Raw genomic sequence first — 13,672 nt, 5'->3', positions numbered from 1 at the left:
CATGGGACCGGAGGCCCGATCAATCCAACAGGCGACGCTGCCGCAGAAATTGCACGATCCGGTCGGCGAGCTGCTCGGCGCTCTCGGTCGCCGTGTCGAGAGTCAATTCCGGATTCTCGGGCCGTTCATAGGGCGAATCGATGCCGGTGAAATTGCGAAATTCGCCGCGCCTTGCCTTTCGATAGAGTCCCTTGGGATCGCGCTGCTCGCAGGTTTCGACCGGCGTACTCACGAATATTTCGACGAATTCGCCTTCCGCCACGATCGCACGCGCCATCCGTCGTTCGGCGCGGAACGGCGAGATCAAAGCAACCAGCGTGATCAAGCCGGCGTCGACGAAAAGCTTGGCCGTCTCGGCGACGCGGCGGACGTTTTCCACGCGGTCGACTTCGGTGAAGCCGAGGTCGCGGTTCAGTCCCTGACGAACATTGTCGCCATCGAGCAGGTAGGTTCGCTTGCCCAACGCATAGAGCTTCCGTTCGAGCAAGTTCGCGATGGTTGATTTTCCCGCGCCCGACAATCCCGTGAACCAGAGAATGACGGGACGTTGACCGTTCAACTGCGCACGCGCAGCCTTGTTGACGTCGAAATCGGCGTGGTGAATGTTGGCGGCGCGATTGAGGCCAAAGCGGATCATGCCGGCCCCGACCGTCTCGTTGGTCAACCGGTCGATCAGGATGAAGCCGCCGGTCGTGCGGTTCTCCTGGTACGGATCGACCGCAATCGGCTCGACTGTCGCAATATTGACGTAGGCGATTTCGTTGAGCTCGAGCTGCCTCGCCGCCAAATGCGAGAAGTTCGTCACATCGACGCGGTATTTCAGAGTTGTAACCGTGGCCCCGACGATCCGGCTGCCGCACTTCAGCAAATAGCTGCGCCCCGGCAACAGGGGCGCCTCCGACATCCAGACGAGGTCGCAGGCGAACGCGTCGGCGACCTGCGGCGGCTTGTCCGGGCTGGCGAGGAGATCCCCGCGCGAGACGTCCATATCGTCTGCGAGCAGCACCGTGATGGCATCGCCTGCACCGGCCAGCGCCAGATCACCGTCCATCGACACGATCTGCTCAATTCGCGTCCGAACGTTGGTCCGCGCGATCAGCACTTCGTCGCCGGGGCGCAGCTCGCCCGATGCCACCGTCCCGGCATAACCGCGAAAGGATGCATCCGGCCGATTGACCAATTGCACCGGCATCCGGAACGGCCTCTGCGGCGCACCAGGATTGATCTCGACGGCCTCGAGCTGCTCCAGTAGCGTCGGCCCGTCATACCAGGCCATGCGGTCGCTGCGCCGTGTGACATTGTCGCCCAGTACAGCGGAGGTCGGTATCGCGACGATGCTCCTAAAATGAAGGGAAGCGGAGAACCGCGCAAAGGCATCCCGGATGCAATTGAAAACGCTCTCCTCGAAATTGACGAGGTCCATCTTGTTGACGGCGAGGATGATATCCCGGACGCCGAGCAATGCGCAGATGAAGCTGTGGCGCCGGGTCTGTTCCAGCATCTCCTTGCCGGCATCCACGAGCAGAACTGCCAGATCCGCGTTCGATGCCCCCGTCACCATGTTGCGGGTGTAGTGCACATGCCCCGGCGTATCTGCGACGATGAAGCGCCGGTGCGGCGTTGCGAAGTGATGATAGCCGACATCGATCGTGATGCCCTGCTCACGCTCTGCCTGCAGCCCGTCGAGCAGCAGCGCAGCATCAGGTGTGTCTCCGGTCGTCCCCGAGATCTTCGAATCCCGCTCCAGCGCCTGTCGGCGATCCTCGAACACAGCGCCGCAATCGAGCAGGAGCCGCCCGATCAATGTCGACTTGCCGTCGTCGACCGACCCGCAGGTGATGAGGCGCAGCAAATCGCGCTGGATCGGGTCCGCACCCACGTCTGACGGCGGCTTGGAACTCGGATCAGAAATAGCCTTCACGCTTCTTTCTTTCCATCGATCCAGCCTGGTCGAAATCGATCAGCCGGCCCTGGCGCTCCGACATCGAAGCCGTCTCCAGCTCACGCACGATATCGCTGACCGTTGCCGCACTGGATTCCATCGCGCCGGTCAGCGGATAGCAGCCCAGCGTACGAAAACGGACGGCAAGATCTTGCACCACCTCGTCGGCCCCGATCGGAAGCCGCGCATCGTCGACCATGATGAGATTTCCATCGCGCCTCACCACCGGCCGTCGTGCAGCGAAGTACAGCGGGACGACCGGAATATCCTCATGCTCGATGTAGCGCCAGACATCGAGTTCGGTCCAATTTGAGAGCGGAAAGACGCGAATGGATTCGCCTGGTGCAACGCGGCAATTGAAGATATTCCACAATTCCGGACGCTGGTTTCTCGGTTCCCAGACATGGTTTTTCGAGCGAAACGAGAATACGCGCTCCTTCGACCGGCTCAATTCCTCGTCACGGCGTGCCCCACCGAACGCAGCATCGAACCCATGCGCAGTCAGCGCCTGCTTCAATGCGTCCGTCTTCATCACGCCCGTATAGGCAGCTGAGCCGTGCTGAATCGGGTTGACGCCCTGCTCGACGCCTGCGCGATTGACGTGGACGATCAGCTCGAGCCCAAGACGTTCCGCGGTTTCATCGCGAAACCGGATCATGTCGCGGAATTTCCAGGTGGTGTCGACATGCAGCAGAGGGAATGGCAGCTTCGCCGGGTAGAACGCCTTGCGCGCCAGATGCAGCATGACCGAGGAGTCCTTGCCGATCGAATAGAGCATGACCGGCTTGCGGAACTCGGCGACGACTTCCCGGAAGATGAAGATCGCTTCCGCTTCCAGGCGGCGCAGGTCGGCGGACAAACCTGCCATCACCGACATCCGGCCTTGGCAGGATCGGCATAGTCAGGAGACACAGTTCGTGCAGGGCATGTCAGGGACATATCAAAACCTCGCCACACGATCGCAGAACAGACCAGCATGCTTTAGTAGTGAATTTCCGGTCGTCTCGCCATGGGTTTGCCGCCCGAATCCGACCTGCGCCGACTATTCGTCCCCTTGCAGAATTGTTATAGTCGGAGCATGCAACTGATCGGGACGTCAGCTTGACGCTCATTTGGCAGCCGGGCGACGTCCCGTTCAGGACCGACGCCACGAGACCGCAGACCGGCTATCGCCGATTCGCATTTGCCGTACTGGTGTTCCTGCTGATTCCACCGGCGGCCTTTGCCAGCTTCACGATCGCGGTGGACCCCTATTTCGTTTGGGGATCGCCGAGTTGGCCTGGCATCAATGTGGTGCGCCCCGCCTACGAATCGAAAGTGATCATCGCCAAGCCGTACCAAGTCGCCCGCCTGCACCCCGTTGCCGTATCATTGGGAAGTTCGCGCGTCGAGGTTGCTCTCGATCCCAGGCACAAGGGCTGGACACCGGGAACGGTCTTCAACTTCGCTCTTCCCGCCTCCAATTCCTACGCCGTGATGCTCGCATTCCTGCATGCACAGAAGTACGGCGCCCCGTTGAAGCAGGCCGTCGTCGGCCTCGATTTCTTCGCCTTCAACATCAACTTTCCACTAGCTTCCACGCTGCAGGAGCCGCGCTTTGATGACGGCGCCGTCCGGGAATTTGCCCAACATCTCGACGGGGCGATTCATGACCGCCCCAAAACTCCAGTGACGCCGGTTACTCCAGGCGACTGGAATGAAGCACTCTATCTTGCCGTCAATGCCGATGTGCAAGCGGCCATCCTGCGCAAGGAATTCAAGTCCGGCCGCGAACACTACGAGCTCGCCGGCCGGGCCGAAGGCCGCAAGGGGGCCACGGTGCCCGCAGAATGGGATGAGGTCGGCTATCTCCAAGTCAATCCCGACGTCGCCGCCGCTGTCAAGGACGGCACTTTCGTAAACGGCTACCATCATTGGCTGGCAGCCGGACAGACGGAAGGACGACTGGGCGGGTTCAGGCCCGCGGATTGGGACGAGGCGCGATATCTCGCCGCCAATCCCTTCGTGCGAATTCGAATAGCGCGCGGCGAATATCGCGACGGCTACCTGCACTACGCCGCAGTAGGCCGCAAGCAGGGCCTCCGAGGAGCCACCCCTCCCACAAACGTGCTCGACAGCCTGATGCTGCGATACCCCTCGTTGAGCCATGCGGACTATCTCGCCAGGGAACGCCTCAGTCTGCTGTTCTCGACGACAACTCTTCGCGACGCCGTCGCGACGCTCCGGGGGCAGTCCGAGCCGGCCGTTTTCGATTCGCTGGGCATGCGGGTCTGGCACCGTCAGGAAGCCGTCCTGGATCGCGTCGGCGGCGCGACCGCGGTCATTCACAGGCTCCTGAAGGCATGGAATCCCATGCTGGTCCCACCAAAAATGCAATATTGCTTCACCGATACCGAAACGGGCATGACGACGTTCGATCCCTATCGTTTCATGGTTCGAAAGGCCTACGCCGAGGGGACCGATCTGCGTCTGTTCGTGACACCACTCCATGCCGTGGTACGCGCCACGATCGAGGCCCTGGGGCTCGGAGAGCACTACAGGTCCTGGATCAAGGAGCTGATACGGATCAACGAAGAAGAGGCATCAAGAGCCGGACGCGCCCCCTTTCCGCTTTGGGACTTCAGTGCGCCCAGCTCCATCACCACCGAGCCAATACCTGCTCTCGGCGACCGTTCGCCGATGCGCTGGTTTTGGGAAAGGTCGCACTATCGAAAGGAGACAGGCGACCTCATCCTCGATCGGGTGCTTGATTACGGCGATTCCAACCATGCAGGTCATGACGATTTTGGGGTCCGCTTGACGTCGGCGAACGTCGATGCCCATTTGGCCGAGGGAACGAAGAGTATCGCAAAATGGGCTGCGCAATCCGAGCTGGCTTCGAATATAGCACGTGAGGCAAGCAAACCGAGTAAGTCCAACCAACAGGCCAGCGCAACGTGCTGGTAGCCAACCGCGAATGACCAGACCCGGGCAGCCTGCATGAGCGTCTACAGTTTCGACGATCTGCTGAATCGGCGCGAGCCGTTGGCTCCGCCGCTTGTTCACGTCCATGTCCAGAAATCTGCCGGCTCGACGCTGAACGGGCTTCTGATGAAGAATTACAAGATGCGCGTTTCTTCGCGCGGCGCCGATTTCATTCCTCGCTACACCAGGGAAGAACTCATTACCCTCGCCGGTCCACCTCGATCAGAGGATGATCGCGTCCGGCCAACCTTCTTCACCGGTCATATCGATCTGGACAATGAAATATTCGGCCTGATTCCCGGCCGCTTCGTGACCGTCGCGGTCCTGCGCGATCCGGTCGAGCGCGTGATTTCACACTATCGCTTCAACTCGACGCAACCGGGCGTATTCCAGAGAACCATCAATGAAGAGGGCATGTCCGTCCTCGATTATCACCACAAGTTCGCGGGAGCGATCGGGACCCAGTTCGGCGTCTTCGCGCCGAATGGTTCCGTCAGCGATGCCGTCCGGCGACTGGAGCATGAGGTGTCGCTCTTCGGCCTTTCGTCGACGTTCGACGAATTTACCACGGCACTTTCGTCACTGCTCGGCTTTCAAACCTGGGTCTACAAATCCTTGAACAGAACGTCGCTCGACGCAGCCAAGGTGAACAGTGAAGACGTCTCGGAACTGAGAGCTATTTTGGCCGAAGACGTCGCGTTCTATGAGGAAGCTGTCGCGCTCTACGAGCGCAGGAAGGCCCACTTCCCCCCATTCATCGCCCAGCACGCGTGGACCAAATTCTACACATAGCCGGATAAGTCCAGCGCGCCAAGCGAAGGCCGACAGATCGCGCGCTCGGCCAGAAGACCACGCTAACTGCTGGCAGGAGAGTCGCGCTCGACGCGCACGCCGACACCACCGGCCGGCTCCATGTCAATCGGTGGCGCTTCAAATCGCCAAAACGCCTCAAGATGCAGCGTCGTTCGAGGGACCTCGAAAAATGACCGCCCGAGATAGAACAACACGCCGAACCATCGCTTTTGGTTCGAGCAGCATGCCGCACGTTCAATGTCCATATACGCCCTGAAGCGACGTGCCAGCTTTCCGGAGAGATGATCCCGGCCCTGCTCCGTCAGATACTTCCGGCTCAAATGCGCGACCGCCCGCGTCAGAAGAACCTCGGCAAAATGGGACTCGAAGCCGATCACCGCGGCCGGCTTCTCCCAGACCTTCAAAGCCCCGCCTCCAAGTGCCAGTCGCAGAAACCAGTCCAGATCCTCGAGGCGGCGCAATCCGACATCATAGGGACCGACCGAATCGAACGCCTCCCTGCGCACCAGGAGCGTCGATCCAGGGGCGAACCAACAACCGCTCGCGAAGTCCAGGGGATCTGCACTTTCGCGGGGGATGCGCGTTTCCAGCCGCTTCGTGATCGAGCTTTCCAGGATGAAGCCGGCGGCATGGACCACCAGCGGATTCCGATCGATGGCGAAACCAGCCTCGGCGATCTCCAGCCGCGGCGCCAGGGTCGCCGGGAGCCAATAATCGTCCGAGTCGAGAAACGCGATCCAGTCCGCGCCGGCCGAGGCAACGCCGGTATTTCTCGCCGAGCTCGCTCCTCGATTATCGGGATGGCGAACCAGCTTTATCGATTCATTCGTGCGAAGGTCCGCCGGAATCTGGAAGGGTGGCTCCGAGGCATCATCGACAATGATGATCTCGCTTTGCGGAACCGCCTCGGCCGCGGCGCTCCTCAGCGCCCGTTCTCCAAGCACCTGCCGATTCCTGATCGGAATAACGATGGTTAGTCTTGGCTTGGGCACGCCCGCGTATCCACATTCAACGCCGTCAAGGTTCGAATGATCATCTTACCCGTTGAAATGCGCGACGGCTGGAATCTGCCGGATCCCGCAGCACCAAAATCTTTCCCATTGCCTCGCGGCTCGATTTGATCAGGGGCAACACGTCGGAGAACACGGCCTGCAATCGCGGGTCGGCCACGCGCCTGTCGTATTCCTTGACCGCCTCCTGATAGAACCAGATATCGTCCTTCATCAGGGTTCCCAAACCGTCCCGTTCCTCCTCCGTCAGCGCCGTCTTCAGCGGAAGCCCGGTCAAATCCTCGATCTCACTCGTGACGTTGGCCGGAGCGACCGCCAATATCTTTGCACGGCCGAGCAGGTAGCCGGTCAGCGCAGCAAACTCGTCGAAGCGTTCGCTCAATCCATAGAAGCTGACCTTCGTCAGCAGATTGGCCAGGCATTCCTCCACAGGCGCATTGCCGGTACGAGCGAATACGCCTTTGCCCGTTTCATCGAAGAAGCTGTATTGCGGTCCGATCGCGTCGAGCATTCTGGACGAATACTCCACGAACGACATGCCCTTGTTGACCACCTCGTCGTGCCAGGGATTGGCGGGCCTGCGCAGCGTGAAATTGTAGTTGGACAGCATGCGTTCGACGGGATCGCGCAACACCGATACGATCATATGCGGCATCCAAAGCCGGCGGAACATCGGTTGATCGAGGCGCATATGCCCCGTCATCAAGTAAGCGTCGCGCGGCGGCGGCGCGGCATATCCTTCGAACCAGCGATCCTCCCGCACGGTGGAAAAGAACTCGTTGGTATTCATATCGAGCGGCACGGGAATAAAGCCCAATTGCCGGAACAGGGCGTTGACGGTATTGCCTGCAGCCTTCGGAATATGAATGTTGAAGGCCAGATCCAATCCGAGGCTCTCCACCTCCCGATTCAACAATTGCTCGAACGTGTAGGGTTTGACAGCGGGGCGCGGCGGCTGTTCGCTCCGACTTGGCTCCGCGGCATTGACAACGGCAGACGGCGGGCTCGCCCGCACCGCCGTCATCTGGCGGACGATGTCGTTGAGCGCCGCAAGCTGCATCTGCTGCGCTGTGATCGTGGAATTCAACGCTCCGAGCTGAAGCTGCTGTCCGTGGAGAGTTGCCTCCAGGTTCATGCGGTGCGCGGGAGGCAAATGCTGCGAGACCTCGGCCAACCCGGCGCTGTGCCTTTCGCTATCGGCGATCAACCGGTTGATCTGCGCGATCAGCCCGTCGATCTGAGCTTGTATGGATAGAGCCGCCTCACGCACGGCCGGCTGAGCCTGCTGCGCCATCAGCTCGTTGATTTCCGCCTGCTGGTTCTGGAGCAACCATTCGATCTGTTGTCGTTGGATCTGAACTGCGTCACTCAGCTGCGCGAGCCGCTCCTCCTGCTGATTGGGCTGCTCGGCGATGAATTGCCCTTGACGAGCTTCGAGTGCACTGACCTCCGCCTGGTGCGCATCGAGCTTCGACTCGTGCGCATTGAGTGCAGTCTGCAGCTTCGCAACCGCCTCTTCGACATTCCACAGCCTCACCATCACGCGCCGTACGGCCGGAACCTTCATCAGGAGTCGAACGCCACGCCCCATCTAGCCACTCCTCACATCGTCACAGCCTTGATCCTGAGCGACGACCGCCCCCAGAGCAATCCCCGTACCTTCCGAAATCACCTGAAAATCGGCGCGAGCCGATCACTCACGCCGCACAGGTCCCCTGCCCAGCCGCATCAGCCACATCCGCAACGAGGAGATCCTGCTCCCGCGGGGCCGCGGAAGCGCGTTCAAGCCTTCGCCCTTGGACCATTTGCTGACTGCCGACCATCTCTGGGTACGGACCAGCGCCTGCTTGACGTCGCCGCGCAACCCGAGGCGCACGGCCTTCTTGAGGTAGATCCATCGCACGTCGGCCGGAGCATTCAGCCAGATCTTCATCGCGCGCACGATGCTGGACCATAGCACGCGCTCCTGCCCGTAACCGCTCTCGGCCAGCAGGCGGGCGATCTGGTCGTCTGCCTGGGCCTTCGCAGACCGGAGGGACCACCATTTTCGCCTTCTTTCGGGGGATTCGTTGATCCGCGCAACTTCGAGCATCCGCCGTTCGAGCTGCGTCAGATCCTGCACGGATTCCCTGTCCCAGAGCGCCTCATCGATCCGATCCAGTAGCGACCTGGGCAACAGGGAGTGATGGTTCCAGAGCAACCCGTACAAAGCCAGTTGATGCGCCTCGTCGTCGACCCGGAGCTTATGGACGATGTTGGAGAGCTGGTGCCAGCCCGCCAGCACCTCCCTCGCCGCCTGGCGCTCGCCGTTCTCGGCAAGCATCGGAACGATGGTGTAGACATGCGTCAGCAGGATCGACGGATTGACGTTCGCGACCGCGATGAAGGCCTCGGCCAGATCCGACGCAAGCATTGGCGGAAGCTTCGAAGCCTTCGCAGCCAGCCGAAGCAGGGCATCGAAATAGAGACGCAACGTCGGCAGCCCCTGCGGATAGAGCTCCGTGCCGCGCCGCAGCCATGAGACGCCGCCTTCATGGTCGTTGCGCTTGAGCCTCGCCCAGCCGACATAGCCATGACACGCGGCGAGGATCATATCGCGCGTGCTGTAACGCAGCTGCTTTCGATCACGAAGCTCCGGTGTATTCTCCAGCACCAGTTCGCTGGTCGCAACGTCGGCATATTCGTAGCAGGGAAACACTTCGTCGTTGCCGTGCAGCGTATAGGCAAACGCAACGTCCGCGCCGCGCGGATCGAAGACGAGTTCCTCGTCCCGGTCGATGATATCGAAGAACTTCTTTTCCGCCGCCCGAAAATCCGCGCCGGGCTTGAAAAAGCTCCAATGCGCTTCGTTAAACAGCAGCAGCAGCGAATTTGGAAAGCGCGCCAACCCTTCCCTGAAATATTGATCGGCCCGTGCGGCCCATTTCCCGGCGCTTCTGTTTTCGTGGAACGTGAAGACCGCCTGGGCATGCAAATGCGCCGCGTTATTGTAGTCCACCTCGTCGGACAGATCGTCCGGCCCTATCTTGTCACAGAAATTGGCGATCTGCTCGCGGACGTTGTCGGTACCGAAGCATCCGCAATCGACCGCCGGCGTCAGCCATACCAGCCGCCGCTGGCGCTGCCGTTTGGGCACCGGCGTCGCGTGGGGCCAAACCAGACCCATGAACAGCGCATATTTCAGCAGCCGCTGGTAGCTTTCCTCGCGCGGCTCGCGATGGATCGCGAAGCGCTCGTTCACCACGGGTACGACGGTTGCAAATTCGTAGTCGGGGTGGCCGGCCGCGCAGCGATCGAGATGCGCCGCGATGTCCGCCGTCATGGTCTCCGCGCGGAACGAATAGCAGCCGGGTGCGATCTCGTCGTAGAAAGACCCTTCCGGAAACAACAGAAACGCACCGTTGGACAGCGCATCTCGCCATCGCGGCGACGGCGAACCGGCGTAGCGATTGACGATGGGGAGGAATTTGGCGTGCGAGACGACCTCGAAATAGTCCTTCTCCGGCATATGCCCTTCGATCACCTTGACCTTGTAGCGCGGAGCCAGGCCGGAAAGGTTGAACAGGAATCGCGGCTTCTCGGAATGGAATGGCGCCAGCGCCGAGCCGGTGAAGATGATGTCGACGAGCTTTTCGCGATGGGGCGACGCCTCGGGAAACGGCGTTGCGATCGGGTGCAACAACATGTTGGCCGCACAATAGAGACCTGGTGTCCCCTGGCTGAGCTCAAAATGTTCCTGCGAACAGTTGCAGATCGCGACGTCGTAGAGCGCATAGTTGTCCGCGTTGCGGTACTGGAAGGCGTCGGAGTCGTGACACCAGATCACCTTGGGAACGGTGACCTTGTGGAAGTCCTTTGCCACCAGCCATTGCGGGCTCAATGAAAAGATCAGATCCGGCCGCTCGCCGTCCGGCAGGCTGTCGATGAATTCGCTGAACGAGTCCGTCGGCGAATAATCATAGGCGTTGCTGGCAAGCTGACTTCCGACATACTTGACCGTGATCGAGCCGTATTTGTAGACCGGCGCAATGAAGCTCTCGGAGTAATGCTCCGGAAATACGGACAGGATCGCGCCGGGCACGAAGATGGTCACATCGTCGCGCTTGATCAGGGACCGGAAGGCGGTGGCTGCCGGCATGAACTCCTCGCTGCCGACCTTCGCCAACTCCGCATCCGCTTCCGCATCCCGCTTCAGCGACCAGAACGCGAGTGCCCTGCACAGCCGCGCCCGGTCGCCGACGGTCGTCAGGCCATCGAGCAGCGCAAGGCCCTGCTCGAGCAGGCCGCCGAGGATCAGCGCACACCCGCGCAGCTCCGGATTCCCGTGCGCAATCTGCGCGACGTTCAGGAAGTCGCCGCGCGCGAACGCGTTGTCCGCCGAACCGTAGCTATGGCGAATGTCTTCAGCGGTGAAGCGGAAGGAGAATTCCGGGGCGATCTTTCGGGAGCTCATGCCTCACTTCGTTTCGGTCAGGCGGAGGCGGTCGACTGCCTTCGCGTTGTAGAGCCTGTGCCGGAGCCGGCGCGCCTCCACGATGCTCAAGGCGCGAATAATCCACAAGGGGTCGGCCGATTCCTCGCGAAAAAATGCCCGTATTGCGTCTCTCCAATGCCGGCCGCGGCACTGATAGACGATGAACCTCACCATCTCGCGCGCCCGCCAGTTTCGCAGGAAGCGCCGGACCTGGTCGGAGCTGTCCTTGCGGGCCAGCCATTGGTCGGCGATGCGCACATGCTCTTCCAGGTAGGGGGGCGTCGAGTCCTTGCGAAAGTGCATGGTGCGCGATTCATCGTGCACTCTCATTTCAGACACGACAACGTCGAGCGATCCTTCCGGCACCCCGGCAATGACCGCCCGCAGCAAGAACTCGCGATCACTGCTTTCCGAAAACAACGGATCGAAATTGCCGATCTGGGTGAATACCGAGCGATGGCAGAACCGCGCCGACAGCAGAGGCATATCATCGCAGATGTTCTCGAGCGAGAGCCGGGTCATGTCCTCGCCGACCATCCGGCGCACGACGAGTTCCTCGCCGTCCGGGAGCGTGCAGAACATCTGCGCGCCACCGGTCCAGATCTTCACGTCAGGCCGAGCGGCGGCCTGGCTGGCCAGCCGGGCAAGCACGCCCGGACGAATTCGGTCGTCACTATGAACAAGCAGGATGAAATCGCCGGTCGACGCCTCGACCCCGAGCGCCACCGCCGCCGTGGCACCGGCCCCGCTTCCTCTGACGAATCTGATGTGCGGATATTTCTGCGCGAGACGCCGGGTAAAGCCCTCGGTACCGTCGTGGACCACGATATGCTCGAGTTCGCAAGACCCCTCATGCTCGACGCTGCCAATAGCTTCATCGACATAGTCCGACGAATCAATGGTCAACGTAATGATCGAAACTCTCATTCAACTTCCGCGACCAGATCCCACCCTTGCAAGTTGCCGAACCAGGGCACCTGTTCTCATTAAACGAACTGCGAACGGTTTCAAAGCCGCGAATGGCCGGGCGCGTCGGCGCAAGCTGCCCGTGGATCGTCAGCAGACGAGCCCTGAAGTCCGCCGCTGCCTCGCTGCGCGCGAAGCTTCATGCCCCCCGCAACTCCCACACCCAGCACATACATCCAACCCTCGACAAAATCGAACAGATGAGCGTTGAAAAGCGAGCTCACCAGATTTTGGACGACGACCAATAGTCCGATCCAGTTGGCCAGGCCTTGGCCGCGGAATAGCAGCAGATGCGCCGCCCACATCGCATACAGCGCCGCTATTCCAACGATCCCCCATTGGACCGCGACGCTGAGCGTCTGATTGTGCGGGTTTTTGGTGACTTCCGCGGCGAGCCCGGCTTGTCCGACCGCAGCCTGCTCGAACAAATGTCGGGTCGAGCCGGTTCCGTGACCGATGAGCGGCGCATCCGCAAAGAAGCCGAGCGACTTTTGCCAATATTCGAGCCTCCTGCCGGTCGATGCGGCAATATTTTGCTGGTAATCGCGATATTCGACCGCAAACGCTGCGACCCGGCCCTGCAGATAGGGCGACGTGAACCACACCGCGGCGGCCAGCACGACAAGCCCGGCGAACAGCTGTGCCGTCGCCCGACGATCAAGATGCGTGAAGGCCAACACCCCCAGCAGCACGGGGACATAGATCAGAGCCGCGCGGGCCGACACCACGAACGCCATATTGGCAAAGAAGCCGCCCACCAGGGCCGCGCAGGCCAGCGCCGGGACATATCTGCGTTGCTCATAGAAAGCGAAAGCAAGCGGCGTCAGCGCCACCATGCACAGCGCGAATTCCTGGCTCTGGTCGATATAATTCTTCACGGGCACGCCGGGGCTTCTGCCCGATGCCAGCGCCAGCTCCGGCACGAACCACACCATCCAGGATAGCCCCATCAGGATCGTACAGGAGGCGAGAAACCCGATGAAGACCCAGGCGCTCCGCTGCCAGAGCGAAAAATGGTAGAGCAGGAGCGGAAGGGCCAGCAGCTTGGCGACGGGACTGAAGCCCTGAAGCCGTTCCTGCCATGGAATGTCCGCCCACAGCATTCCAACCAGCGCCACGAAGACCAAAGCGAGCGGCCACAGGCATATCGGATCTGCGAGCAAGCGCAGGAACGCACGGTAATCGAAGGTCGGAAGCAGGCGGACCAGCGACAGCAGCCAGAATCCGAACAATATCGCGACGGCGCTCGTGGACCAGGGCAAGGCCACTGCCGCGAGAACCACGAGGAGATTGGCCTCGAGAGGCCGTACGGCCCGGCCGAACTTCGAGACAAGGGCGCCCCAGTTCGAAACCATCGATATGCGACGCCCGGCATCAGCCACGTTCGACCGTCGCGCAGGATTTCGGGGACTGATGTACCGGTTCCATAGGGCTGACAGACAGCGCTTTCGGCGCCCGATTGAACTTCTTCCTCATGACAACCGTGCGCTGGACGCTATCAAG

General features: G+C 61.0%; 9 protein-coding genes. 2 read left to right on the top strand and 7 right to left on the bottom strand.

Translation table 11 applies throughout. The features are described from left to right. Positions 1 to 19: 19 nt before the first annotated feature. Complete coding sequence (gene cysC / locus Q0743_RS24855; protein WP_298244120.1) at positions 20 to 1,921, bottom strand: adenylyl-sulfate kinase; 1,902 nt, start codon at positions 1,919 to 1,921, stop codon at positions 20 to 22. After that, positions 1,905 to 2,819: a sulfate adenylyltransferase subunit CysD gene (gene cysD / locus Q0743_RS24850; RefSeq protein ID WP_298244119.1), complete on the bottom strand. Its 915-nt coding sequence runs from the start codon at positions 2,817 to 2,819 to the stop codon at positions 1,905 to 1,907. The genes cysC and cysD overlap by 17 nt, the downstream gene beginning before the upstream one ends. Before the next feature lie 224 nt (positions 2,820 to 3,043). Between cysD and Q0743_RS24845 the strand changes: the two genes are divergently transcribed. Together Q0743_RS24845 and Q0743_RS24840 are read left to right on the top strand one after the other, a co-directional pair. Beyond that, positions 3,044 to 4,888, top strand: a complete 1,845-nt coding sequence (locus Q0743_RS24845) for a hypothetical protein (protein WP_298244118.1) — start codon at positions 3,044 to 3,046, stop codon at positions 4,886 to 4,888. Positions 4,889 to 4,921: 33 nt separating this feature from the next. Further along, the gene (locus Q0743_RS24840) at positions 4,922 to 5,698 is read left to right on the top strand and encodes a sulfotransferase family 2 domain-containing protein (RefSeq protein ID WP_298244117.1); all 777 of its coding nucleotides are present in this window, start codon (positions 4,922 to 4,924) and stop codon (positions 5,696 to 5,698) included. A gap of 62 nt (positions 5,699 to 5,760) precedes the next feature. Here Q0743_RS24840 and Q0743_RS24835 read toward each other — a convergent pair whose 3' ends face one another. From Q0743_RS24835 to Q0743_RS24815, 5 genes are all read right to left on the bottom strand, one after another. Further along, on the bottom strand, positions 5,761 to 6,711 hold the full coding sequence (locus tag Q0743_RS24835; RefSeq protein WP_298244116.1) for a glycosyltransferase family A protein: 951 nt from the start codon (positions 6,709 to 6,711) through the stop codon (positions 5,761 to 5,763). Between the two features lie 40 nt (positions 6,712 to 6,751). Further along, on the bottom strand, positions 6,752 to 8,320 hold the full coding sequence (locus Q0743_RS24830) for a hypothetical protein (protein ID WP_298244115.1): 1,569 nt from the start codon (positions 8,318 to 8,320) through the stop codon (positions 6,752 to 6,754). A 102-nt stretch (positions 8,321 to 8,422) separates the two neighbouring features. Further along, positions 8,423 to 11,182 (bottom strand): hypothetical protein, encoded by a 2,760-nt coding sequence (locus tag Q0743_RS24825; protein ID WP_298244114.1) that lies wholly within the window; start codon positions 11,180 to 11,182, stop codon positions 8,423 to 8,425. Between the two features lie 3 nt (positions 11,183 to 11,185). Next, positions 11,186 to 12,130, bottom strand: a complete 945-nt coding sequence (locus Q0743_RS24820; RefSeq protein ID WP_298244113.1) for a glycosyltransferase — start codon at positions 12,128 to 12,130, stop codon at positions 11,186 to 11,188. 80 nt (positions 12,131 to 12,210) lie between these two features. Continuing rightward, positions 12,211 to 13,524, bottom strand: a complete 1,314-nt coding sequence (locus tag Q0743_RS24815; protein ID WP_298244112.1) for an O-antigen ligase — start codon at positions 13,522 to 13,524, stop codon at positions 12,211 to 12,213. Positions 13,525 to 13,672 lie beyond the last annotated feature (148 nt).

It is taken from the genome of uncultured Bradyrhizobium sp., from assembly GCF_936943645.1.
GTDB lineage: Bacteria > Pseudomonadota > Alphaproteobacteria > Rhizobiales > Xanthobacteraceae > Bradyrhizobium.
The sequence above is the reverse complement of the archived record's forward strand: the minus strand, read 5'-3'. Positions and strand labels throughout refer to the sequence as shown.

Bases quoted from the DNA above. Each gene is read 5' to 3' on its own strand.
- Q0743_RS24815 (WP_298244112.1), bottom strand. From the start codon at position 13,524: ATGGTTTCGAACTGGGGCGCCCTTGTCTCGAAGTTCGGCCGGGCCGTA.
- Q0743_RS24840 (WP_298244117.1), top strand. From the start codon at position 4,922: ATGAGCGTCTACAGTTTCGACGATCTGCTGAATCGGCGCGAGCCGTTG.
- Q0743_RS24825 (WP_298244114.1), bottom strand. From the start codon at position 11,182: ATGAGCTCCCGAAAGATCGCCCCGGAATTCTCCTTCCGCTTCACCGCT.
- Q0743_RS24830 (WP_298244115.1), bottom strand. From the start codon at position 8,320: ATGGGGCGTGGCGTTCGACTCCTGATGAAGGTTCCGGCCGTACGGCGC.
- Q0743_RS24820 (WP_298244113.1), bottom strand. From the start codon at position 12,130: ATGAGAGTTTCGATCATTACGTTGACCATTGATTCGTCGGACTATGTC.
- cysD (WP_298244119.1), bottom strand. From the start codon at position 2,819: ATGTCGGTGATGGCAGGTTTGTCCGCCGACCTGCGCCGCCTGGAAGCG.